Annotated in this window: 20 protein-coding genes; 12 read left to right on the forward strand and 8 right to left on the reverse strand. The window is 66.4% G+C overall.

From position 1 onward, the window contains the following. Genes ACP7AR_RS15700 through xylB form a run of 3 tightly spaced genes read right to left on the reverse strand, consistent with a single transcriptional unit; the run spans nt 1 to nt 3,422 of the window. On the reverse strand, nt 1-930 hold the full coding sequence (locus ACP7AR_RS15700; protein ID WP_426187895.1) for a shikimate dehydrogenase family protein: 930 nt from the start codon (nt 928-930) through the stop codon (nt 1-3). Between the two features lie 10 nt (nt 931-940). After that, nucleotides 941-1,891: a phosphoglycerate dehydrogenase gene (locus tag ACP7AR_RS15705; RefSeq protein WP_426187897.1), complete on the reverse strand. Its 951-nt coding sequence runs from the start codon at nt 1,889-1,891 to the stop codon at nt 941-943. Nucleotides 1,892-1,913: 22 nt separating this feature from the next. Beyond that, complete coding sequence (xylB, locus tag ACP7AR_RS15710; protein ID WP_426187899.1) at nt 1,914-3,422, reverse strand: xylulokinase; 1,509 nt, start codon at nt 3,420-3,422, stop codon at nt 1,914-1,916. A 98-nt stretch (nt 3,423-3,520) separates the two neighbouring features. On the opposite strand from xylB, the gene ACP7AR_RS15715 reads away from it, so the two are divergent. Further along, nucleotides 3,521-4,123 carry a glucose-6-phosphate isomerase family protein gene (locus tag ACP7AR_RS15715; protein ID WP_426187901.1) on the forward strand — a complete coding sequence of 201 codons (603 nt, stop codon included), beginning with the start codon at nt 3,521-3,523 and terminating at the stop codon, nt 4,121-4,123. 19 nt (nt 4,124-4,142) lie between these two features. On the opposite strand, the gene ACP7AR_RS15720 is transcribed toward ACP7AR_RS15715, so the two are convergent. Then, complete coding sequence (locus tag ACP7AR_RS15720; RefSeq protein WP_426187903.1) at nt 4,143-4,673, reverse strand: CGNR zinc finger domain-containing protein; 531 nt, start codon at nt 4,671-4,673, stop codon at nt 4,143-4,145. 39 nt (nt 4,674-4,712) lie between these two features. On the opposite strand from ACP7AR_RS15720, the gene ACP7AR_RS15725 reads away from it, so the two are divergent. From ACP7AR_RS15725 to ACP7AR_RS15755, 7 genes are all read left to right on the forward strand, one after another. Beyond that, nucleotides 4,713-5,675, forward strand: a complete 963-nt coding sequence (locus ACP7AR_RS15725; RefSeq protein ID WP_426187905.1) for an EamA family transporter — start codon at nt 4,713-4,715, stop codon at nt 5,673-5,675. 94 nt (nt 5,676-5,769) lie between these two features. Then, entirely contained in the window at nt 5,770-6,135 is a 366-nt protein-coding gene (locus ACP7AR_RS15730; RefSeq protein WP_426187907.1) for a VOC family protein, read from the forward strand. Between the two features lie 74 nt (nt 6,136-6,209). Then, nucleotides 6,210-6,896, forward strand: coding sequence for a GntR family transcriptional regulator (locus tag ACP7AR_RS15735; protein WP_426187909.1), 687 nt, complete (start codon nt 6,210-6,212; stop codon nt 6,894-6,896). Next, nucleotides 6,893-8,410: an MmgE/PrpD family protein gene (locus ACP7AR_RS15740; RefSeq protein WP_426187911.1), complete on the forward strand. Its 1,518-nt coding sequence runs from the start codon at nt 6,893-6,895 to the stop codon at nt 8,408-8,410. Before ACP7AR_RS15735 ends, ACP7AR_RS15740 begins: the two co-directional genes overlap by 4 nt. Beyond that, complete coding sequence (prpB, locus tag ACP7AR_RS15745) at nt 8,410-9,312, forward strand: methylisocitrate lyase (RefSeq protein ID WP_426187913.1); 903 nt, start codon at nt 8,410-8,412, stop codon at nt 9,310-9,312. The genes ACP7AR_RS15740 and prpB overlap by 1 nt, the downstream gene beginning before the upstream one ends. A gap of 3 nt (nt 9,313-9,315) precedes the next feature. After that, a complete protein-coding gene (locus ACP7AR_RS15750) occupies nt 9,316-10,506 on the forward strand; it encodes a bifunctional 2-methylcitrate synthase/citrate synthase (RefSeq protein WP_426187915.1) in 1,191 nt (396 codons plus the stop codon). A 17-nt stretch (nt 10,507-10,523) separates the two neighbouring features. Then, nucleotides 10,524-11,708 carry a thiolase family protein gene (locus ACP7AR_RS15755; RefSeq protein WP_426187917.1) on the forward strand — a complete coding sequence of 395 codons (1,185 nt, stop codon included), beginning with the start codon at nt 10,524-10,526 and terminating at the stop codon, nt 11,706-11,708. A 41-nt stretch (nt 11,709-11,749) separates the two neighbouring features. Here ACP7AR_RS15755 and ACP7AR_RS15760 read toward each other — a convergent pair whose 3' ends face one another. From ACP7AR_RS15760 to ACP7AR_RS15775, 4 genes are all read right to left on the reverse strand, one after another. After that, nucleotides 11,750-12,769 carry a LacI family DNA-binding transcriptional regulator gene (locus ACP7AR_RS15760; RefSeq protein WP_426187919.1) on the reverse strand — a complete coding sequence of 340 codons (1,020 nt, stop codon included), beginning with the start codon at nt 12,767-12,769 and terminating at the stop codon, nt 11,750-11,752. Between the two features lie 168 nt (nt 12,770-12,937). Continuing rightward, on the reverse strand, nt 12,938-14,275 hold the full coding sequence (locus ACP7AR_RS15765) for an ABC transporter substrate-binding protein (protein ID WP_426187921.1): 1,338 nt from the start codon (nt 14,273-14,275) through the stop codon (nt 12,938-12,940). 61 nt (nt 14,276-14,336) lie between these two features. Then, nucleotides 14,337-15,230, reverse strand: a complete 894-nt coding sequence (locus ACP7AR_RS15770; RefSeq protein ID WP_426187923.1) for a carbohydrate ABC transporter permease — start codon at nt 15,228-15,230, stop codon at nt 14,337-14,339. After that, nucleotides 15,227-16,144 carry a carbohydrate ABC transporter permease gene (locus ACP7AR_RS15775; RefSeq protein WP_426187925.1) on the reverse strand — a complete coding sequence of 306 codons (918 nt, stop codon included), beginning with the start codon at nt 16,142-16,144 and terminating at the stop codon, nt 15,227-15,229. Before ACP7AR_RS15775 ends, ACP7AR_RS15770 begins: the two co-directional genes overlap by 4 nt. Nucleotides 16,145-16,319: 175 nt before the next feature. On the opposite strand from ACP7AR_RS15775, the gene ACP7AR_RS15780 reads away from it, so the two are divergent. From ACP7AR_RS15780 to ACP7AR_RS15795, 4 genes are all read left to right on the forward strand, one after another. Then, on the forward strand, nt 16,320-18,617 hold the full coding sequence (locus tag ACP7AR_RS15780; protein ID WP_426187927.1) for a glycoside hydrolase family 3 N-terminal domain-containing protein: 2,298 nt from the start codon (nt 16,320-16,322) through the stop codon (nt 18,615-18,617). Between the two features lie 53 nt (nt 18,618-18,670). Beyond that, on the forward strand, nt 18,671-20,182 hold the full coding sequence (locus tag ACP7AR_RS15785; RefSeq protein WP_426187929.1) for an alpha-N-arabinofuranosidase: 1,512 nt from the start codon (nt 18,671-18,673) through the stop codon (nt 20,180-20,182). An 82-nt stretch (nt 20,183-20,264) separates the two neighbouring features. After that, the gene (locus ACP7AR_RS15790; protein ID WP_426187931.1) at nt 20,265-21,296 is read left to right on the forward strand and encodes a MerR family transcriptional regulator; all 1,032 of its coding nucleotides are present in this window, start codon (nt 20,265-20,267) and stop codon (nt 21,294-21,296) included. A 221-nt stretch (nt 21,297-21,517) separates the two neighbouring features. Further along, nucleotides 21,518-22,513 carry an ABC transporter substrate-binding protein gene (locus tag ACP7AR_RS15795; RefSeq protein WP_426187933.1) on the forward strand — a complete coding sequence of 332 codons (996 nt, stop codon included), beginning with the start codon at nt 21,518-21,520 and terminating at the stop codon, nt 22,511-22,513. The last annotated feature ends 16 nt before the right edge of the window (nt 22,514-22,529 follow it).

The following is a 22,529-nucleotide window of genomic DNA, read 5'->3' on the forward strand; positions in this document are numbered from 1 at the left end:
TCATCGTCGCGCGGACTCCGCGGCGTCGGCGAGTCGTTCGACGATCTCGGGTGTGAGGTCGAGCTCGAACACGTCGGCGATGACCTGGGACCATCCGTGGATGAAGTACCGCCCTCCGTCGATCACATGCAGGGCTCGAGCGCTCTCCTGCACGCGTGCCTGATGCAGAAACTCCAGCGAGCCCCGGTAGTTGAACTCCCAGACGTACGCGGCGTCGGGGAAGACGACGTCATCCGGCAGGGGAGAGCCAGGGCGGTCTTTGCCGAGCCCTGTGGCGTTGACGATCAGGGAGCCTGGGGGAGCGGCTGCGACGATAGCGGCGGCGTCTTCCGGAGCATCCGTGCGCACATACTCGATGAACCCGTCAGGGGTGCCGTGCTGGCGGTGCACTTCGCGCAGGTGATCGAGCTTCTCGTCGTCGCGGGCGGTCACGACCACACGCGAGGGGGCGTCCGTCCGCTCGGAGAGCGCCCAGCTGAGGGCCGTGCCCGAGCCTCCGGCGCCGAGGATGATGACTTGGGCACCGGTGGTGGCGAAGTGGTCGGCGGGCAGGAAATCGCTCAGCGCGAGGTCGACCGTGATGGGGTCCTTCGCCCTCCCGGACAGGAGCGAGCCGCGCTTGGCGATGCTGGATATCTCAGAGCACGAGACCGCGAAGGGATCGAGCTCGTCGAACAGGCCCGATGCTGCGGCGTACACGTTCATCTTGTGCGTTGTGACCAGGGCGCCACGGTGATGCGGGTCGTCGCGGATCTGCTCGACGAGCCCGACGTACTGCTCCGGCGTGGCATCCATTGGCAGGTCGTGCCCGACGAGCGTGCGGGTGGGCAGGCCGAGGATGTCGGCCCACAGCGGGAACACCTTCATGATCGACGACGAACCGGTGGTGACGCCGACGAAGCCCATGTAGTCGGATGAGGGAGCAGTCATGCGAGGCCTTTCAGCGTGTGACGGGATGGGTCGGCTGTTCGCCGGCAAGGATCGCCAGAACGTCGTCGAGCGAATACGAGCCCATGTTGTCGACGGCCTGCGTGGTCTGCGCGCCCAGATGCGGCGTCACGATCACGCGGTCGGCGAGGTCATCGGCGAGCAGGGGACTGGCGGATGCCGCGGTGTCGCCGTCGAGCGTGTCGGCGGCGTAGCCGGAGAGGCGGCCGTCCTCGAGTGCCTTCGCCACGGCTGCTTCGTCGACGAGATCGGGGCGGGCGGTGTTGATGATGACAGTGCCAGGACGGATGCTGCGGAGCCGGTCAGCATCGACGAGCCGCTGGCCCCCTGGTGCGTGCAGGCTGATGACGTCGGCGGATGCGAACAGTTCATCGAGTTCTGCAGGCTCGGCGCCGAGATCGCGGATGCGTTCGGCGGGGAGGAAGGGATCGGCGGCGATGATCCGCGGACCGAACCCGCCCAGACGCCGTGCGACGCCCTGTCCGATGCGTCCGAAGCCGATGATGCCGACGGTTGCGGCGCCGAGCTCGCGTCCGCGGCGCACGCCCCAGTCGCCCCGGCGCACGCGACGGTCGCCGTCGGGGATGAAGCGGAGCGCGCCGAGCATGAGGCCCAGGGCGTGATCGGCGACAGCGTCGGCGTTGGCGCCGGGCGTGTTGGTGACCGGGATGCCTCGGGCCTCGGCGGCGGCGAGATCGACAGCCTCAGTGCCGACGCCGTAGCGGGCGAGCACTTTGAGGTTCGGGGCAGCGTCGAGGTGGGCGGCGGTGACGGGGCCGGTGCCGGCGATCCAGGCGTCCGCTCTTGCGAGCAGCGGGGCGAGCGCTGACAGGTCGTGGTGCGCAGGGCCCCGCACGATCTCATGGCCGGCGTCGGTCGCGCGCGTGACGAGGTCGAGGTCGCCGTCCGAGAACGAGCGGCTGGTGGCGAGGATGATGCCCATCAGTCGCCCCCTCCGGGCGCCATCATCGTGGGGCTCCCGCGAACCACGGCGCCAGGGCGTCGTAGGCCGAGGTGAAGCGCGAGTGCCGTGCGGCGTGGATGCTGTGGCGGGAGGCATCCGGGGTGAACTCCGCCGTCACCTCGCTCAGCTCGCGTGCTGCGGAGAAGTCGGCGAGACCGAGTCCGACCGCACCGGTGACGGCCGCCCCGAGGCTGTTCGCCTCTTCGACGATCGTGCGCCGCCGCACCGGTATGCCCCACACGTCGGCGAGGACCTGCAGCAGCGCGTCGCTCTGCGCGCCGCCGCCGACCGCGTCGATGCGATCGATCATCGCGCCCGACTCGCGGAAGGCGTGGATGCTGCTGAGCAGGTTGTATCCGAGACTCTCCAGCACTGCGCGAACGAGGTGCTGACGGGAGTGATGGCGACCGATGCCGACGAAGGCGCCACGGGCGTTCGGATCCCAGATGGGGGAGCGCTCGCCGAGCAGGTACGGCAGGAAATAGAGGTCCTCGGTGTCGAGATCGCCGCCGGCTTCGGCAGTCAGTCGAGCGGTGTCCGGATGCTGCGGATCGGGCGACAGCGCCTCGCTGATCCACTGGATCGAGGCGCCGCCGGCCTGCATCGTCGCGGTGGGGACGAAGCTGTTCGGCACGACGTTGTCGAAGGTGAAAGTACGCATCCCCTTGTCGATCAGGGGAGCCTTCGAGGCGAACGAGATCCACGAGGATGTGCCGAGACTCACGTACGCGCCGTCCTCCGGTGCGACGATGCCCGATCCGACGGCGGCCATCGGGCCATCGCCGCCGCCCATCACCACGCGCACACTCCTGTGCCGGCCATGAGCATCGTGCAGTCCGAGGGCGGATGCCGCGGCATCCGTGAGTGGACCGGCGATCGCAGTGGAGTCGAGGATCTCGGGGAACAGGGACCGGTCAAGGCGGGCAGCGGCGAGCACCTCATCCGACCAGTCGCCGGTCTGCTGGTCGTAGGCGTTCGTGCCCGATGCGTCGGAGCGGTCGGTCGCCAGGCGTCCGGTGAGGCGCAGCACGATGTAATCCTTGGCGATGCAGAAGCGGCGCACACGTGACCAGACGTCCGGCTCGTTGTCGCGCACCCACATGACCTTCTCGATCGAATAGGTCGGGTTGAGTCGGTGCCCGAGCAACAGATACGCATGCTCTGCGCCGAGCTCCTGCTCCAGCTCCCGCTGCTGCGCACTCGCGCGCGTGTCCGCCCAGATGATCGCGGGACGCACCGGCGCGCCATCTCCATCGAGGAGAACCGCTCCCATCATCTGACCGCTCACGACGAGTCCCTGCACGTCGGAAGGAGCGGTCTCGGTGCGGGCGAGGAGTTCGCGAGTCGCCGAGACCACGGCATCCCACCAGTCCTGCGGGTTCTGCTCCGCCACTCCGCCGGCGGCGAAGTGCGCCGGGTACCCGACCGTCGTGGATGCCACGAGCCGGCCGTCGTCATGGTGCAGCGATGCCTTGTTCCCCGTGGTGCCGAGGTCGTGAGCGATGATCACAGTGGGTGCCTGCTTCGGTGGTTGCGTTTCCAGATCGTGCTGTTTTGGAGTATACCTGTAATTACAAGTCCTGTAGTTACAAGTCGTAGGAGATCATCGTGAGCACCCCACCCGCTGTGGACATCCCCACCCTGCTGGAGATCTCGCCGGAGGGCGGCATCCAGGGGCGGTCTCGCCGCTACGAGAAATACCTGGGCGACATGGACGGCGTGTACCGCGATGGGCGGGCCTGGCAGGATGCCGTCGGCGAGCGCGGTACGGATGAACTCGTCTATTGGGTCGACGACCACCGCTACCAGGAGGGCCCAGGCGCCCTGATCGTGGGCACGAGCACGGTGTTGCCGGGTCGCTACGGTGAGGAGTTCGCCGTCACTCGCGGTCATCTGCACGCGATCGCCGACCGGGCCGAGCTGTACTACTGCCTCAGCGGGCGCGGCGTCATGCTGCTGGAGACCCTGGATGGACAGACCTCGGCCGTCGAGCTCACGCCCGGCAAGGCCGTCGACGTGCCAGGTCACTGGATCCATCGCAGCGTGAACGTGGGGGACGAGCCGTTCGTCACGCTGTTCTGCTACTCCGCGGATGCGGGGCAGGACTACGCCGTGATCGCTGAGGCCGGCGGCATGAAGAACCTCGTGGTCGCAGACGGCGACGGTTGGGCGCTCAAGGCGAACCCCGACCACACCGGATACCGCTCATAGCCGCGGTCGGGACGGGGGCTCAGCGCTGCCGGGCCCGGTACGCGGCGACGGCGTTGCGGTTCGTGCACGCCGTAGAGCAGTAGCGGCGAGAGCGGTTGCGGGACAGGTCGAGGACCACGCCGCCGCAATCCTCGTCGGCGCACACCGAGATCCGGCTGCCCTCGTCCGCGCGCACGACGTCGATCAGCCCCATCGCCGTCTCCGCGAGGATGCGCTCGGCGAGTGGACGGTCGTCTGCCACGGCGTGCAGATGCCAATCCGCGCCGTCGTGGCGCACCAGTCGCGCATCGAGGGTGACTTCTCCGAGCGCGCTGTTGATGCCGGCGACCATCTCGTCGCGTGATGAGAGCAGTACCGAGCGCAGCCGAGGACGCAAGGCTCGCAGCTCGGCGAGCTCGTCGTCGTCGCTGTCGATCCGCCCCGTATACGGGAACGCCTCGAGGAAGGCGGCGAAGTCCTCTGCGGTGACCAGCGTGTCCGGCTGCTCGGCGGTGTTGGCGAGGTGGACTGCGGCCCGCAGCGCCTCGACCGTGTCATCCGTGAAAAGCATATTGACACATTACATGATCGCGTCTTAGTGTCATTGATCATGGCTACGTTGGCAAATGACAGGCGCGTCCGATCCGGCTGGGGACTCGGGCTGCCACTCGCGATCGGCGCGGCGTTCTCGTTCGGGATGTCCGGTGCGTGGGCGCGTGGGCTGATCGACGCGGGGTGGACGCCCGGTGCGGCCGTCACAGTGCGGATCTGGGTGGCGGCGCTCGTGCTGCTGATCCCCACGATCATCGCGGTGCGCGGGCGGTGGGTGCAGCTGCGCCGCAATGCTCTGATCATCGCCGCCTACGGCCTGCTCGCGGTGACGGCGACGCAGCTGTTCTACTTCCAGGCGGTCGCGGTGATGGATGTCGGGCTCGCGCTCCTCATCGAGTACACCGCGCCCGTGGCCGTCGTGCTGTGGCTATGGCTGAGGCGCGGAGAGAAACCGACCGCACGCAGCATCGTCGGTGCCGTCGTCGCCTTCATCGGACTCATCCTCATGCTCGACGTCCTGTCCGGCCGCATCGTCGACCTCGGCGGAGTGCTCTGGGCGTTCGGCGCCATGATCGGGGCGGCGGCGTACTTCCTGCTGTCCGGAAGAAGCGACACCGGGCTTCCACCGATCGCTCTGGCGGGTGCCGGTCTCTTCGTCGGTGCGATCGGTCTGACTCTGGCGGGTCTCGTCGGCATCGTCCCCATCGCCTGGAACGCGGACGATGTGACCTACCGGTTCGGAACCGTCCCATGGTTCGTGCCGGTGCTCGCGATCGGCATCATTGCGACTGCGCTGGCGTACGTACTCGGCATCGCCTCGACGCGCCTGCTCGGCTCGAGGCTCGCGTCCTTCATCGCGCTCGCCGAGGTGGTGGCTGCACTGCTGTTCGGCTGGCTGCTGCTGGGGCAGCTGCCGAACCTGGTGCAGGGCCTCGGTGCCGCGCTGGTGCTGGCCGGCGTGGTGGTCGTGAAGCTCGGCGAGCCTGCGGCTGCGGAGGCGGGTGAGCCCGCATTGACGTGATCCGAGGTGCCTCTTGATCTCGACCTCAGTGCGGACGAGACTGGCCGGGCCGGTTCTCGATCGGGGTCGGTGACGCGACAGAGAGGGCATCGACATGGCTCACGGAGACATCACCCACATCGACATTCCTGTGGGCGACATGGAGCGGGCCAAGGCCTTCTATTCCAGGCTGTTCGGATGGGAGATCGCAGAGATCCCCGGGTTCGAGGACTACCCGATGTGGCAGGCGCCGAACAAGATCAGCGGGGGAGGACTCGCTCCACGCAGCGCCGACTTCACCCAGCCGCGCTCGTACGTCGAGGTCGACTCGATCGATGAGACCGTTGCGGCGGCGGTGGATGCAGGCGCGACGCTGCTGATGGGCAAACAGCCCATCAGTGAGACGAGCTGGTGGGCCGTGATCGCCGACCCCGATGGCAACGCCATCGGACTGTACGAGGGTGTGACCGACGCCGGCTGAGTGCTTTGTATACGTTGCCCGCTCAAATAGTGGTCCCCTGATCCGATCGGGCGAATTGTGTATACACTGAGGATGTGAGCACCGCAGTCGAGCGAACCAGGGCCAGCGATCGCGCATATGCGACTCTGCTGGAGGAGATCCAGTCCGGCGAGCTCGCACCCGGCACCGTTCTGGCCGAGGTCGAGCAGGCAGCTCGTCTCGGAGTCAGCCGCACGCCGCTGCGTGAGGCGCTGCAGCAGCTCAGCGCCGACGGACTGGTCGAGCAGCAGTCCCCACGGGTCACGGTCGTCACCGGCATCGATGCTGACGACATCCGGTCGCTCTTCGAGATCCGTCGCGCACTGGAGGAATCCGCCGCCCGCCTCGCTGCAATGCGAGGTGATGCCGGGCTGTTCGCACGCCTTGCCGCAGAGTTCGCGGATGCCGGAGCATCCCTCGACGCGGTCACCGGTCGAGACGAGTACTACGCGCTCATCGCCCGCTTCGATGGGGCCGTCGATGCCGCGGTCGACAACGACTACATCGCCTCAGCCTTGCGCACCGTGCGAACCCACCTGGTGCGAGTGCGTCGGCTGTCGCGCGACATCCCCGCGCGGCTCGCCGCGTCTGTGGCCGAGCACCGGCTCATCGCCGAGGCGCTGGCCGAGCGGGACGGCGACCTCGCCGCGCACGCCACGCATGTGCATCTGCGGAACGCTCTCACCAGCATCCTCGGCAGCATCCAGAACCCTGACATCACTCAGAACGAAGGACAGTCATGACCGTCACCCACCACGTCCGCGTCTACAAGAGCGAAGAAGACCTGCCCCGCGAGAACCAGCTGGCCTGGAAGATCGCCGAGGTCGGGGCGGATCCCGTCGAGGTCGAGCAGGACGTCGTCGACATGATCATCAACCGCGTCATCGACAACGCCTCTGTTGCCGCGGCATCCCTCACCCGCGGTCCGATCATCGCCGCCCGCGATCAGGCGTTCAGCCACCCTGTGTCGACCGGCGGCGCCGGAGCGACAGTGTTCGGCGCCTCGATCGAGAAGCGCACCAGCCCTGAGTGGGCAGCGTGGGCCAACGGTGTCGCCGTGCGCGAACTCGACTACCACGACACATTCCTGGCGGCCGAGTACTCGCACCCGGGCGACAACATCCCGCCGATCCTCGCGGTCGCCCAGCACACCGGCGCCGACGGACGTGCGCTCGTACGAGGCATCGCCACCGGATACGAGATCCAGGTCGACCTGGTGAAGGCGATCTGCTTGCACAAGCACAAGATCGACCATGTCGCGCACCTCGGTCCGTCGGCCGCTGCCGGCATCGGCACACTCCTCGGCCTCGACGCCGAGACGATCTACCAGGCCGTGAGCCAGGCGCTGCACACCACGACCGCCACTCGGCAGAGCCGCAAGGGCGAGATCTCGACATGGAAGGCGCACGCCCCGGCCTTCGCAGGCAAGATGGCCGTCGAGGCCGTCGATCGTGCCATGCGCGGCCAGACCAGCCCTTCACCCATCTACGAAGGCGAAGACGGCGTGATCGCCTGGATGCTGGATGGGCCGGATGCTGCCTACGAGGTGCCGCTGCCCGCCGCAGGCGAGGCGAAGCGCGCGATCCTCGACACCTACACGAAGGAGCACTCGGCCGAGTACCAGGCTCAGGCCTGGATCGACCTGGCTCGCAAACTGCACAACGAGGGCGTCGACACGTCGAAGATCGAATCCGTCGGGCTGCACACCAGCCACCACACGCACTACGTGATCGGCTCCGGAGCGAACGACCCGCAGAAGTACGACCCGACCGCCTCCCGAGAGACGCTCGATCACTCGATCCCGTACATCTTCACCGTCGCGCTGCAGGACGGCTCGTGGCACCACGTCGACTCCTACACGCCCGAGCGCGCCGCACGCCCGGACACCGTGGAACTGTGGAACAAGGTGACGACCCTCGAGGATGCCGAGTGGACCCGTCGCTACCACTCGAACGACATCAGCGAGAAGGCATTCGGCGGTCGTGTGGAGATCACGATGAAGGACGGCTCGAAGGTCATCGATGAGATCGCCGTCGCCGATGCGCACCCTCTGGGCGCCCGGCCGTTCGCGCGCGAGAACTACATCAACAAGTTCCGTCTGCTGGCTGCGCCGGTGCTCGAAGAGGTCGAGATCGAACGGTTCCTCTCGCTGGTTCAGCGTCTGCCGGAGCTCACCGTGGCAGAGGTGGCGGAGCTCTCGATCATCGCGAAGCCCGGTGTCGTGGCACCCGATCCGACCACCAAGGGGTTGTTCTGATGCTGTATTCCACCACCACGCCCGCCGAGAAGCGGCGACTGTTCCGTGAGCGCCTCGCCTCCGGTGAGCTGCTCCGGTTCCCCGGCGCGTTCAACCCGCTGAGTGCACGGCTCATCGAGCAGAAGGGGTTCGAGGGCGTCTACATCTCGGGCGCCGTGCTCTCGGCCGATCTCGGTCTGCCGGACATTGGTCTGACGACTCTCACCGAGGTCGCCGGCCGTGGCCAGCAGATCGCGAGGATGACAGAACTGCCGGCGATCATCGACGCCGACACCGGGTTCGGCGAGCCGATGAACGTGGCCCGAACGATCCAGACCCTCGAGGATGCCGGTCTCGCCGGAGCCCACATCGAGGACCAGATCAACCCGAAGCGGTGCGGTCACCTGGACGGCAAGGCCGTGGTCGACGAGCAGACGGCGATCAAACGCATCCGGGCCGCCGCCGACGCGCGTCGCGACGAGAACTTCCTCATCATGGCGCGCACCGACATCGCCGCCGTCGACGGGCTCGAAGCGGCGAAGGAACGCGCCAAGGCGCTGGTCGATGCCGGTGCCGACGCGATCTTCCCCGAGGCGATGAGGTCGCTGGAGGAGTTCGCCGCGATCAGGGCGGCAGTGGATGTGCCGATCCTGGCCAACATGACCGAGTTCGGCAAGAGCGACCTGTTCTCGACCTCCCAATTGCGCGATGTGGGGGTGAACATCGTCATCTGGCCGGTGTCGATGCTGCGCATCGCCATGGGCGCGACCGGTCGTGCACTCGATACGCTGAACCATGAGGGGCACTTGACCTCGAAGCTCGGCGAGATGCAGCACCGCGCCGACCTCTACGACCTCATCGACTACGAGTCGTACAACCACTTCGACTCCGGCGTCTTCAACTTCACCGTTACGAAGGAGTGAGCAGTGGCTGACAACGAGATCAAGAAGGGCCTCGCAGGGGTCATCGCCGACGAGACGGCGGTCAGCAAGGTCAACCCGGAGACGAACAGTCTGTTGTACCGGGGATATCCGGTGCAGGAACTGGCGGCGACGCAGCCCTTCGAGGCCGTCGCCTACCTGTTGTGGCACGGCGAGCTGCCCACTGCAGCCCAGTTGGAAGAGCTGCGCGCCGCTGAGCGCGCGCATCGCGCGCTCGCCCCCGTGGTGAAGGACGCGATCGACCGTCTGCCGCTCGACTCGCACCCGATGGACGAGGTGCGCACAGCGGTCAGCGTGATCGGCGCCATCGAGACGGCGGGCATCAGCAACGTGCTGGATGCCGTCGGCACCCCGGAGGAGAACCTGCAGCGCAGCCTGCAGCTGTTCGCGGCGCTGCCGGCGATCGTCTCGTACGGTCAGCGTCGTCGTCACGGGCTGGATGCGGTCGAGTCGCGTCACGATCTCGACTACGCGGCGAACTTCCTGTGGCTCACGTTCGGCGAAGAGCCGGATGCTGTGGTCGTGGACGCGTTCAACCGCTCGATGATCCTGTACGCAGAGCACTCCTTCAACGCGTCGACGTTCACCGCACGCGTGATCACCTCGACGCTCAGCGACCTCTACTCGGCAGTCGTCGGCGCGATCGGCGCGTTGAAGGGACCGCTTCACGGTGGCGCGAACGAGGCAGTGCTGCACATCTTCGACGAGATCGGCAGCGCGTCGGAAGTGGAGAAGTGGCTCGACAAGGCGCTCGCCGAGAAGCGCAAGATCATGGGCTTCGGCCATCGCGTGTACAAGCGCGGCGACTCGCGTGTGCCGACCATGAAGGCCGCGCTCGACACCCTGGTCGCGCACTACGACCGCCCTGACGTCGCCGAGCTCTACGACAAGCTCGAGAGCGAGTTCGTCGCACGTAAGGGCATCTACCCGAACCTCGATTACCCATCAGGGCCGGCCTACAGCCTGATCGGCTACGACACCCTCACGTTCACCCCGCTGTTCGTCGCCGCTCGCATCACCGGCTGGACGGCGCACATCCTCGAGCAGCAGGCCTCCAATGCGCTGATCCGCCCGCTGTCCGCCTACAACGGCCCGGATGAGCGGCATATCCAGGAGTACGAACCCGACACCGCAGCCGTCGAGGTGCAGGAGCGTCCGGAGGAGGCTGCGGGCTGATCCAACCAAGGGGAATCATGACAAGAGGCAGCGAAGCGGTTCTGATCGACGTCGTCCGCACCCCGGTGGGGCGCGGCAAGCCGGGCGGCGCTCTGAGCGAGGTGCACCCGGTCGACCTCGCGGCAGGGGTCTTGAACGCCATCCTCGAACGCAACGGACTGGAGTCCCGGCAGATCGACGACGTGCTCCTCGGCTGCGTCAGCCAGGTCGGCGATCAGTCGATGAACATCGCTCGACAGGCGGTGCTGGCGGCGGGGTTCGATGAGACGGTGCCGGGTGCGACGATCGATCGGCAGTGCGGATCCAGTCAACAGGCCGTGCATATCGCAGCCCAGGGCATCATCGCCGGCGCATACGACGCGGTGCTGGTGGGCGGGGTGGAGTCGATGAGCCGCGTTCCGCTCGGGTCTTCCGCCACCGGTGGGTCGCCGATGTCGCCGCGGCTGCGCGCCCGCTACCCCGACGGTCTGGTGAACCAGGGCGTCTCGGCCGAGCTGATCGCGCAGCGCTGGGGCTTCAGCCGCGAGGAACTCGACGCGTACGCGGCCGAGTCGCACCGTCGTGCGGCTCAGGCCTGGGCAGACGGATTCTTCGATCGCACGGTCATCGACGTCGAGGAGGCGCCGGACGCCCGAACCGATGAGACCGTACGCCAGGGGACCACGGTCGAGAAGCTCGCCGGGCTCCAGCCCGCCTTCCGCACCGACGCTCTTGCGGCTCGGTTCCCTGAACTGACGTGGAGCATCACCCCCGGCAACTCCTCGCCGCTCACAGACGGCGCCTCGGCAGCGCTGCTCATGAGTGCGGAGAGGGCCGAGGCTCTCGGACTCCGCGCTCGGGCCCGGTTCCACGCATTCTCCGTGGTGGGCGATGACCCGATGATGATGCTCACCGGTCCGATTCCCGCCACGCGCCGCATCCTGGATCGCGCCGGACTCGCGATCGACGAACTCGATGCGTACGAGGTCAACGAGGCATTCGCCTCCGTCCCGCTCGCCTGGGCCGCGGAGCTGGGCGCGGACGCCGCCAAACTGAATCCGCGTGGAGGAGCGATCGCGCTCGGCCATGCGCTCGGCTCATCCGGCACACGCCTGCTCGGTACGCTCATCGATCAGCTTGAAGCGACCGGCGGCCGCTACGGGCTGCAGACCATGTGCGAGGGCGGCGGCATGGCCAATGCCACCATCATCGAACGGCTCTGAACAGCCGCACCGACAGCACGGCTGGTCTGAGCGGCCGCGCGCTACCTCCCGTTGCCGGAGAAGCCGGTGGACTCGCGCCTGATGATGCGGAAGTCCGGCTTGACCGTGCGCGGAGGCCGGCGGGCTCCCTTCTCCGCGATGCGCTCGATGAGCAGATCGACCGCCGTCGTGGCGATCTGTTCGCTGCCGACGTCCACGCTGGACAGCGAGGGGAGCGAGAATCGCGCCTCGTCGATGTTGTCGAAGCCGATGACGGCGACGTCTTCCGGTATGCGAAGCCCTGCCTCGCCGAGTGCGCGAAGTGCGCCCAATCCCAATGTGTCGTTGAGAGCGAAGATCGCGTCGAACGCGACCGCGTCCTCGATCAGCTGACGCGTCATCGACGCGCCGGCCGAGTGGCTCCAGTGCGCGCTCGGGCGGATCAGCGCTGGGTCGCTGGCGATGCCGGCGCCCTCGAGAGCCTGGAGGTAGCCGTCCAGGCGCAAGCTCGCTGAACTGACTTCATCGCCCCGTTCAGGCTCGGCGCCGATGATCGCGATCCTTCGCCGCCCGATGTCGAGGAGATGCTCCACGGCCGCGCGCGCCGAGGACGTGTTGTGCATCGCGACATGGTCTGTCGGGCCGTTGAAGATGCGCTCGCCCAGCAGCACCAGCGGGAACTCGGTGCTCAGCGATCCGGCATCGTTCTGGCCGAGCGCCGAGGGGCTGAACATCAGGCCGTCGGTGAGCCGGAGGCGGCCACCGGTGACGACCTGGAGTTCGCGCTCCCTGTCGCCGCTCGTCTGCTCGACGACGACGCCGAGACCGCGCGCATCCGCCGCCCGGATGATCGCGTCGGCGAGCTCGGCGAAGTAGTTCTCGCGCAGCGCCGGTACGGCCAGGCCGATGACCCCTGTGCGGCCCGAGCGAAGACCGCGTGCCGACAGGTTCGGTCGATAGTCCAGCTCGTCGATGGCAGCCTGCACCCGATTACGTGTGTCGGGCCGGACGTGCGGGTAGTCGTTGATGACGTTCGAGACCGTCTTGATGGAGACGCCGGCGAGCTGTGCGACGTCGTGCATCGTCGAATCCATCGGTCCCGCCCATCGCCACCACTGCCGCCGTTGTTCTCACTCTAGTCATGCCGTCGTGATCGTCCGGGATCACGACGGCCGTGCCGCGGAGGATCATATTAACGGCGGATGCGGGCGGGCGAATGAACACCCGCCCGCATCCGGACTCTCCCTGGGTTACTGGCCCAGTTCGTTCAGCACGGTCTCCTGTGCCTGATCGAGGGCGTCCTCGGCGGGAGTGCCGCTCTCGTAGATCTCGTTGAGAGTGACGGTCCGGAACTGGTTGTCCACGGTGGGCAGGTTCTCGTTGGAGAACGACTCGAAGTGGCCGATGCCGTCCTTCACCGAGTTCAGCACGTCGAACAGGTTCGTCTGGAAGTACTTGTTGAACTTGTTGTCCGGGTTGTGCGTGACCGCTTCGTCCTCCCAGACCGACATGTTGACCGGGTCGAAGCCGAGGACCTCCCACACCGCCACGTTGGCGTCGAGGGACAGCTTCGTGAAGGCGAGGAACTCGCTGGCGAGCTCCTTGTTCTCGCTGGCCGCCATCACCGTGGTGCCGGTTCCGCCGCCACCGATCGTGAGCACATCCGAGCCCTCGATCTGCGGAGCGGGAGCGATGGCGATCTTGCCGGCCAGGTCGGGCATGTAGTCGACGAAGCGCGAGGTGTACCACGCCGGGTAGACGATGGCCGCGTAGTCGCCCTTGTTGATGGCGCCGAAGGCCTCTTCGCTGTCGGGGCTGCCGCCGGGGATCGTAGAGATCGCGCCGGAGTCCTTCATGTCCTGGAACATCTGCATCGTCTCGACGACCTCGGGGCTGTTCACAGCGGGAGCGCCGAGACCGTCGTCCTCGAAGAGCTGCCCGCCGTTCTGCGCGATCGCGAGTGGCTCGGTGAAGTACACGCTCGTGCTGGCGACGCTGAACGCCTTGTCCGTTGCCTCGTTGTACTCGGCTCCGACTGCGGCGAAGTCCTCCCAGGTCTTGATCGTCGTGTAGTCGATCCCCGCGCCCTCGAGCAGCTCGGTGTTGTAGAAGGCCACGAACGCACCGACGTGCGTCGGGTAGCCGTAGATCTTGCCGTCCCGGCTGTACAGGTCGAGTCGGGCCTTGACGATGTCGTCGGCGTAGGGGGCGGCGGCCTCCGTCAGATCGGCGAGCGGCGGGTTGTCGCCCTTGACGAAGTTCGCGAACTTGCCCACCTCGATGTCGGCGAGGTCGGGCAGGCCCTGGCCGGAGTTCACGGCGAGCAGCAGCTTGTCGTGCATGTCCTGGTACGGGTAGACGGTGAGGTTGAGGTCGACGGCCTTGTCGGGGTTCTCCTCGTTCCACTTCTCGGCCATCTCTTCGTAGACCTGGCCGTGGAGCTCGGCGAACACCCACATCTCCAGCTCGGTGGCTCCGCCTTCGCCTTCGCCGCCGCCGTCCGACTGGCCACCGCTCGTGCAGCCGGAGAGAGCTCCGACTACCAGCCCTGTCGCGATCGTTGCGGTCAGAATCCTTCGGATTCGCATGGTGATACTCCTGACTGTGTGTTGGGTACTGCGGGTAAGGGATAGGGAGACGGTGCTGAGATCAGCCCTTCACCGAGCCGGCGGTCATGCCTGCGACGAAGAATCGCTGGAATGCGAGGAAGAGGATCAGGATCGGGATGAGGGAGAAGAACGAGCCGATGATCAGCAGTTCGTAGTTGTTGCCATGCGGCGTCAGCAGGGTGTTGAGGCCGATCGGGAGCAAGAACTTCTCGGGTGAGCGCAGCACCAGAAGCGGCCAGAGGAAGTTGTTCCAGATGGTCATCCCGTTGAGGATCGCCATGGCGGCGAAAGCGGGCTTGGCGATGGGGACGACGAGTCGGAAGAAGATGCCGAACTCGGAGACGCCGTCCACGCGACCGGCTTCGAGGATCTCCTTCGGCACGCCCAGGAAGTACTGCCGGAAGAAGAAGATCGTGACGGCCTGGGCCAGGAACGGCAGGACCACGATCCAGTACTGGTCCGCGGCGCCGATGTCGTTGACCTGCACGTACAGCGGCAGCATGAGCATCTCGAAGGGGATGGTCATCAGGATGATCACGAGGATGAAGCCCAGGCTCTTGCCGCGGAACTCGTACATCGCGAATCCGTACGCGACGAACGAGCTCACCAGCAGCGTGCCGACCACCTGGACGACGGTCAGCACCAGGCTGTTCCAGAACCACTGGAAGTACATGCCGGAATCGGTGAAGAGCATCACGTAGTTGTCGAAGCTCAGTTCGGAGAGGTCGATCGAGAACGAGATGCCGTTGCGGATGACCTCGTTGCCATCCTGGAAGGTGCCGACGAAGATCGCGAGTACCGGGACGAGCGAGATCAGTGCGATCACGATCAGGAAGGCGCCCTGGATGAGCGCGGCCGTTCTGCGGCTCATGCCCGGGCGCGACGCACCGACGGTCGGGGTGCGGTCGGGCCTCGTGGCTGTCTGCTTACTCATCGAGTCGATTCCTTCTTGAACGTCCCCGTGGCGGTGAGCTGGGTGAGATTGATGGCGAGCACTACGACGAGGAGCACGACGCCGACGGCGGAGGCGAAGCCGAGATCGTTCTCCTGGATGCCCTTCCGGTAGAGGTAGCCGACGATCGTGAGACCTTGATTGTTGGGAGAGTTGTTGCCGGCGTAGAGCATGAAGCTCTCCAGGAACATCGCCAGCCCGCCGTACACGCTGATGGTGGTGACGTAGACGATCGTCGGCTTGATGCCGGGGAGCGTCACGTTGAAGAACTGCTGGATCTTGCTCGCGCCGTCGATCGATGCCGCTTCGTAGTACTCGTTCGGAATCGCCTGCATCCCGGCGAGGAAGTACATCGTGTTGACACCTGCCCAGCGCCACAGGGCGAGGAGCAGGAGCGCGAACAGGCCGGTGAGATCCTCCCGCAGCCAGCGCACCGGCCCGAAGCCGAGGAACTCGACGATCTGGTTCATCAGCCCCGAGTCGGTCTCGGAGAACATCAGTCGGAACACGATGCCCGCGACCACGACCGACGTCAGCGCCGGCACGAACAGCGACGACTTGAAGAAGTTCTTGATCCGGCTGCTGCCCAGCTTCGAGTTGATGAGGGCCGCCAGCACCATCGGGATCGGAACGAGGATCACGAGCGTCAGCACCATGTAGCGGATGCTGTTGAACATCGCCTTCCAGAACACCTGATCGCGCCAGAGCCGGTCGTAGTTCGCGGTGCCGATGAACGTCGCCTGACCGTACAGAACCTCTTGGAAGCTCATGATCACGGAGCGTCCTACCGGGACCAGCCAGAAGATGAGCAGCGTCACCAGGAACGGCAGGATGAACAGGTAGGGGGCGAGCCGCTGGTTGTAGAGCAGCTTCTTCATGCGATGCGTTTCGGCCATGGCAGTTTCTTCCTCGAACTATGCCTCTGGGACTGAACTTCTCCGTCCTCGGTTGAGAAGGCTATACTCCGGAGAGAAAATTTACAACGTTGTATTTCTGCGCCCGGCATACGATCCTGAGCTGATGTCGTGCACGGATGCGAGCAGTGAAGAGCCGATGACGGAAGGCGCACCAATGGCGGACGAGATCTGGCGGGATCCCCGGACCGATGTCGAGGAGAGACTCGACGCGCTGGTCGCAGAGCTGACCCCGGACGAGAAGATCGCTCAGCTCGGCGCATACTGGGCGGACCAGCGCACCTCGGGCGAGATCATCGCGCCGATGCAGGACGTGTTCTCCGAGGGCAGGGCGCCGTTCGAGCACGTCGTGCGCCACGGCATCGGTCAGCTCACCAGGGTCTTCGGCACTGCGCCGGTCTCGGCGCGCGACGGGATGGAACGCATCCGCGATGCGCAGCGGCACCTGCTCGACACCACGCGCATCGCCATCCCTGCGATCGTCCACGAGGAATGCCTCACCGGCTTCACCACTCTCGGGGCGACGGTCTATCCGACCGCGCTCGCCTGGGGCGCCACCTTCGACCCTGAGCTGGTGGCGCAGATGGCTCGCGCGATCGGTCGCGACATGTCGGCGGTCGGTGTCCATCAGGGGTTGTCCCCAGTGCTCGATGTGGCGACCGATTACCGTTGGGGTCGGGTGGAGGAGACCATGGGAGAAGACCCCTATGTAGTCGCCACGCTCGCATCCGCGTACGTCCACGGCCTGCAGGAATCCGGTGTCATCGCGACGCTGAAGCACTTCGCCGGGCATGCGACCTCGCGAGGCGGACGCAATCATGCGCCCGTCGCGATGGGTGAGCGAGAGCTGCGCGATCTCGTGCTCCCACCTTTCGAGATGGCCGTTCGCCTGGCCGGAGCGCGCAGCGTGATGAACTCCTACACCGAGACCGACCGGGTGCCCGCAGCAGCGGATCGATGGCTGCTCACGGATCTGCTCCGCGGCGAATGGGGCTTCAACGGCACGGTCGTCTCCGACTACTGGGCCGTCGCCTTCCTGAAGTCCAAGCACGCGGTCGCCGGGTCCATGGCCGAGGCGGGCCGTCTCGCCCTCCACGCCGGACTCGATGTCGAACTGCCCGATATCTCTGCGTTCCTCGCTCTGGACGAGGACGATCCCGATCCCGGGCGCACCGCCGCCGACATCGACACGGCGCTGCGCCGCGTGCTCAGGCAGAAGATCGAACTCGGGCTGCTCGACGAGGGCTGGCAACCGGCCGAACCCGCCGACCACGACCTGGACAGTCCAGCCAACCGCGGCATCGCGCGACGGATGGCGGAGAAGTCCGTCGTTCTGCTCGACAACCCCGCGGGTCTGCTCCCGCTGTCCCGATCGACATCGCGCATCGCGGTCATCGGAGCCTGTGCCGATGACCCGAGCGCGATGATGGGGGCCTACTCGTTCCCGGTTCACGTGCTCTCCCGGCATCGGGAGTTCGGGCTCGGGCTCGACGCGTCGTCGCTGCCGGACGCCGTGCGCGCGTCCTTCCCCGACGCGGATGTCGTCGTGGAGCGCGGCTGTCCGCTGCAGGCGCCCGGCACGCCGGAGGATCTCGCGCGCGCCGTTCACGCCGCGACGCTCGCCGACATCGCGGTCGTCGTCGTGGGCGATCACGCCGGCATGTTCGGCAAGGGTACGTCGGGCGAGGGGTCCGACGCGCCCTCCCTCGAACTTCCCGGTGATCAGGGCGACCTCGTCGAGGCGATCCTGGCGACGGGCACCCCCGTCGTGCTCCTCGTCCTGTCCGGTCGTCCTTATGCGCTCGGACGATTCGTCGGCCGTGCGGCCGCGATGCTGCAGGCATTCATGCCCGGAGTCGAGGGCGCAGGCGCCCTCGCGCGCATCCTTGCGGGAGAGATCAATCCGAGCGGCCATCTGCCGGTGCAGGTGCCGCACGGGGGCGCAGCGCTTCCGCACACCTACCTCGCACCCCCGCTCGGACAGGATGGGGACAGGATCAGTAACCTGTCGATCGCTGCCGCCTTCCCCTTCGGGCATGGTCTCTCGTACACGACGTTCGAGATCGACGACCTCGTCCTCGACCGCGCCGAGATGACCACGGACGGTACGGTCACGGCATCGGCGACCGTGACGAACACGGGTGACCTGGCAGGGGAGACCGTCGTGCAGCTGTACTGCGCCGATCCTGTCGCACAGGTCACGCGGCCGGTGCAGCAGCTCGTCGGCTACGCGCGGATCGCACTCGAAGCCGGTCAGAGCACACGGGTGTCGTTCACCCTGCACGCCGACCGCTTCTCGTTCACCGGTCTCGCTCGCCGCCGGATCGTCGAAGCGGGAGAGATCGTGCTCTCCGCCGGGTTCTCCGTCGGGGCCCTCGTGCGATCGCAGACGCTCGTCATGACCGGTGCCACGCGTGAGGTCGTCGACCCCGTGCTCCGAACCGAGGTCGCATGAGCGCCGACAGCAACAGCAGTCCCCACGATCTCGTCACAGAAGAGGAACAGAGAATGCCCGCAGCCCATCTGACCATCGATCCGCAGTTCGTCGTGGGGCGGATCCACCGCCGACTGTTCGGGGGCTTCGTCGAGCACCTGGGCCGGCACGTCTACGACGGCATCTACGAACCGGGGCATGAGACGGCTGATGCCGAAGGGTTCCGTCAGGATGTGATCGAGCTCGTCCGAGAGCTCGGTGTCTCCACGATCCGCTACCCGGGCGGGAACTTCGTCTCGGGGTTCCGCTGGGAGGACTCGGTCGGCCCGCGGGAGCAGCGGCCGCGCCGACTCGATCTGGCATGGCACTCCACGGAGACGAACGAAGTGGGCCTGCACGAGTTCTCCTCATGGCTGGAGAAGGTGGGCAGCGATCTCATGCTCGCCGTGAACCTCGGCACCAGGGGCACCTCGGAGGCGCTCGACCTTCTCGAGTACACCAACATTCCCCAGGGCACGGAACTCAGTGAGCGCCGCCGTGCCAATGGGCGTGACGAGCCCTTCGCCGTGGAGATGTGGTGCCTCGGCAACGAGATGGACGGACCCTGGCAGTTGGGACACCGTTCGGCGGACGACTACGGCAAGCTCGCTGCGCGGACCGCGAAGGGAATGCGTCAGATCGATCCGGATGTCGCGCTCGTGGTGTGCGGCTCATCCGGTGCCCACATGCCGACCTTCGGCGAATGGGAGCGCGTGGTGCTCGGCCACACCTACGACGATGTCGACTACATCTCGTGCCACGCGTACTACGAGGAGAAGAACGGGGACATCGACTCCTTCCTCGCCTCGGGAGTCGACATGGATCGCTTCATCGAGTCGGTCATCGCGACGGCAGACCACGTCGGCGCCGTGCGTGGCAGCGCGAAGCGGATCGACATCTCCTTCGACGAGTGGAACGTCTGGTACATCGATCGCTATCACGGCGTCGACAAGATCGCCGGGATCGAGAACTGGCCGGTGGCGCCGCGCATCCTCGAGGACAGTTACTCGGTACTTGATGCCGTCGTCTTCGGCGGTCTGATGATCTCGCTGCTCAAGCACGCCGATCGTGTCACGAGTGCCTCACTGGCTCAGCTCGTGAACGTGATCGCCCCGATCATGACCGAACCGGGTGGCCCCGCCTGGCGGCAGACGACGTTCTTCCCGTTCTCGATCACATCGCGCCTGGCGCAGGGCGAATCGCTCGAACTCAAGCTCGACTCCCCGACGTACGAGACCGCGCGCTTCGGCGAGGTCGCGCTGGTGGACGCCGTGGCGACCCACGATGCCGAGACCGGTCGCTCCGCCGTGTTCCTCGTGAATCGCAGCGTGACGGATCAGATCACGGTCACGATCGACGTCGCCGGGCTCGGAGACGTCTCTGTGCTCGAGTCGCACATGCTGAGCGACGCCGACATCTACGCCAAGAACACCCTCGAAGAGCGCGAGCGCGTCGCTCCGCATCCGAACGAGACAGCTTCTCTCGTCGACGGCGCGCTCACGATCGTGCTTCCCCCGGTCTCGTGGAACGCGATCGCGCTGGGGTGAGCGCGAGAAGACGCGAGCATCGGCCATGATGGAAAAAGAGGCACTTGCACCTCAAGCGGCTTGAGGTCGCAGAGTGGAGGACATGACCGATACACAACCCTTCCTCCATCTCATCGGTGACGTCGCACGCCGCACAGGCCTCAGCGTCAGCGCCATCCGCTACTACTCCGACGAAGGTCTCGTGAGGCCGACCGGCGAGACAGACGGCGGGCATCGTCTCTACGATCTGGATGCCATCGCCCGCTTCGAGTTCATCCGCACCCTGCGCGACCTCGACACGGGTCTGGATCAGATCCGTCGCGTCCTCACCGGAGTCGTGTCGTTGCGGGATCTTCTCGCCGAGCACCTCGACGTCGTGGAGGGCCGTGCGAAGGAACTCCAGGCGAGACGGGCGGTCCTGCGAGCGCTCGTACGCAAGGAGAGCACCTCCGAACGGGCGAAGCTCCTGCAGCGTCTCGTCACGATGTCCGACACCGAGCGGCAGCAATTGGTCGACGACTTCCTGGCTAGCGTCTCGGCAGACCTTCCGGATGCTGCGGTCGAGAAGATGCGAGATGCGCATCCCCGGCTCCCGGAGGATCCCTCCCCGGAGCAGCTCGAGGCGTGGATCGGCCTCTCGGAGCTGCTGAGGGATGAGAAGTACCGGGAGGAGACTCGCGTCTACCTCCGTGAGACGTATGCGACCGAGGTCGGCAGGTGGATGTCGACGCCGGCTGTGCAGGAGTTCATCAGCTCCGCGGGCGGCGACCTGATGCCGAAGCTCGGTGCGGCTCGCGGGGCTGGGCTCGCATCTGATGATCCTCTGGTCATTCGGCTCGCTGATCAGTTCATCCAGCAGAGTGCGTCAGCCGCGGGCGTCACGCCTGACGACGCTCTGCGCAAGCGCCTGGCGAACGTCTACAGCCGGGTGGACGAGATCACATCGGAGGCGCTCCAGCACGAGGGGTACCGCGCGACCGAGGGGCGCTACCTCGAACTGGTGGCGATCATCAACGGTCAGCCCAGCCCTGATGCGGAGCTCGTTCGTGCAGCAGGTACTGCCGGCGATCAGGAGCCGGGACTGCGCCGCTTCGGCCTGTGGCTCTCCGAGGCCATCCTCGCCACGATCGGTTGACCGGCAGGCGACTCAGGGCGCACTCGTCCGCTGCGAGCGGGGGAGTGCGCCCTTCGTGTGCGCTGCGGAGCCGTTACCGTTTCGTTGCGCAGGGGCCGTGATCACGCTCTTGTGAGCGCTAACAGTGAGCGCTAACATTTCGAATGCGGCCACGGTGGCCGCCCGAATGCACCGCGGAGCACCAGCCGCAGCAGCTACCGGACGAACAAGGAGGTTCACCCATGAAGAAGCTCATTTCGATCGCAGCGGCCGGCGTGCTGCTGCTCGGTCTCGCAGGCTGCGCGTCCGGAGGCGATGCCGGCGGCGGCGACGCCGGTGGCGGCGGAGATGCCAAGGCGCTCGACGAGCTCGTCGTCGGTTTCGCCCAGGTCGGCGCGGAATCCGGTTGGCGCACGGCGAACACGAAGGACATCCAGGCGGCATTCGAAGACGCCGGCATCGAGTTGAAGTTCTCCGATGCTCAGCAGAAGCAGGAGAACCAGATCAAGGCGATCCGCTCGTACATTCAGCAGGGCGTCGACTACATCGCGTTCTCCCCTGTGGTCGAGACCGGGTGGGATGCGGTGCTCAACGAGGCCAAGGCAGCAGGCATCCCCGTCATCCTCACCGACCGCGCAGTCGACTCGAAGGACGAGTCGCTGTACGTCTCGTTCCTCGGCTCGGACTTCGTGGAGGAGGGTGAGAAGGCGGGGGAATGGGCGGTCGAGGAGTTCGCTGACGCGGATTCCGTCAAGATCGTCCAGCTCGAGGGTACGACCGGTGCTGCACCGGCGATCGATCGTGCAGAAGGATTCGCGAACGTGATCGGTGAAGACGACAAATTCGAGATCGTCGCGAGCCAGACCGGTGACTTCACCCGTGCCGGTGGCCTTCAGGTGATGGAGGCGCTGCTCAAGTCCAACCCGGACATCGACCTCGTCTACGCTCACAACGATGACATGGGGCTGGGCGCCATCGAGGCGATCGAAGCCGCCGGTCTCGTGCCGGGTGTCGACATCAAGATCATCACGGTCGACGCCGTCAAGGACGGCATGCAGGCACTCGCCGACGGCAAGATCAACTTCATCGTCGAGTGCTCACCCCTGCTCGGTCAGCAGCTGGTCGACATCGTGAAGACGCTGAACGACGGCGGGACCGTCGAGCCGCGTATCGTCACGGAGGAGACCACCTTCACCAAGGAGCAGGCCATCGAGGCGCTGCCCGACCGCAAGTACTGAGCACGACCAGACCGGG

It is taken from the genome of Microbacterium sp. TWP3-1-2b2, from assembly GCF_049896145.1.
In the GTDB taxonomy this organism is placed as follows: Bacteria; Actinomycetota; Actinomycetes; order Actinomycetales; family Microbacteriaceae; genus Microbacterium.

Coding starts and splice junctions, on each gene's coding strand:
- ACP7AR_RS15730 (WP_426187907.1), top strand. CDS start 5,770: ATGGCTCACGGAGACATCACCCACATCGACATTCCTGTGGGCGACATG.
- ACP7AR_RS15780 (WP_426187927.1), top strand. CDS start 16,320: ATGGCGGACGAGATCTGGCGGGATCCCCGGACCGATGTCGAGGAGAGA.
- ACP7AR_RS15725 (WP_426187905.1), top strand. CDS start 4,713: ATGGCTACGTTGGCAAATGACAGGCGCGTCCGATCCGGCTGGGGACTC.
- ACP7AR_RS15765 (WP_426187921.1), bottom strand. CDS start 14,275: ATGCGAATCCGAAGGATTCTGACCGCAACGATCGCGACAGGGCTGGTA.
- ACP7AR_RS15775 (WP_426187925.1), bottom strand. CDS start 16,144: ATGGCCGAAACGCATCGCATGAAGAAGCTGCTCTACAACCAGCGGCTC.
- prpB (WP_426187913.1), top strand. CDS start 8,410: ATGCTGTATTCCACCACCACGCCCGCCGAGAAGCGGCGACTGTTCCGT.
- ACP7AR_RS15770 (WP_426187923.1), bottom strand. CDS start 15,230: ATGAGTAAGCAGACAGCCACGAGGCCCGACCGCACCCCGACCGTCGGT.
- ACP7AR_RS15785 (WP_426187929.1), top strand. CDS start 18,671: ATGCCCGCAGCCCATCTGACCATCGATCCGCAGTTCGTCGTGGGGCGG.
- ACP7AR_RS15705 (WP_426187897.1), bottom strand. CDS start 1,891: ATGGGCATCATCCTCGCCACCAGCCGCTCGTTCTCGGACGGCGACCTC.
- ACP7AR_RS15720 (WP_426187903.1), bottom strand. CDS start 4,673: ATGCTTTTCACGGATGACACGGTCGAGGCGCTGCGGGCCGCAGTCCAC.
- ACP7AR_RS15790 (WP_426187931.1), top strand. CDS start 20,265: ATGACCGATACACAACCCTTCCTCCATCTCATCGGTGACGTCGCACGC.
- ACP7AR_RS15740 (WP_426187911.1), top strand. CDS start 6,893: ATGACCGTCACCCACCACGTCCGCGTCTACAAGAGCGAAGAAGACCTG.
- ACP7AR_RS15760 (WP_426187919.1), bottom strand. CDS start 12,769: ATGCACGACGTCGCACAGCTCGCCGGCGTCTCCATCAAGACGGTCTCG.
- ACP7AR_RS15755 (WP_426187917.1), top strand. CDS start 10,524: ATGACAAGAGGCAGCGAAGCGGTTCTGATCGACGTCGTCCGCACCCCG.
- ACP7AR_RS15795 (WP_426187933.1), top strand. CDS start 21,518: ATGAAGAAGCTCATTTCGATCGCAGCGGCCGGCGTGCTGCTGCTCGGT.
- ACP7AR_RS15700 (WP_426187895.1), bottom strand. CDS start 930: ATGACTGCTCCCTCATCCGACTACATGGGCTTCGTCGGCGTCACCACC.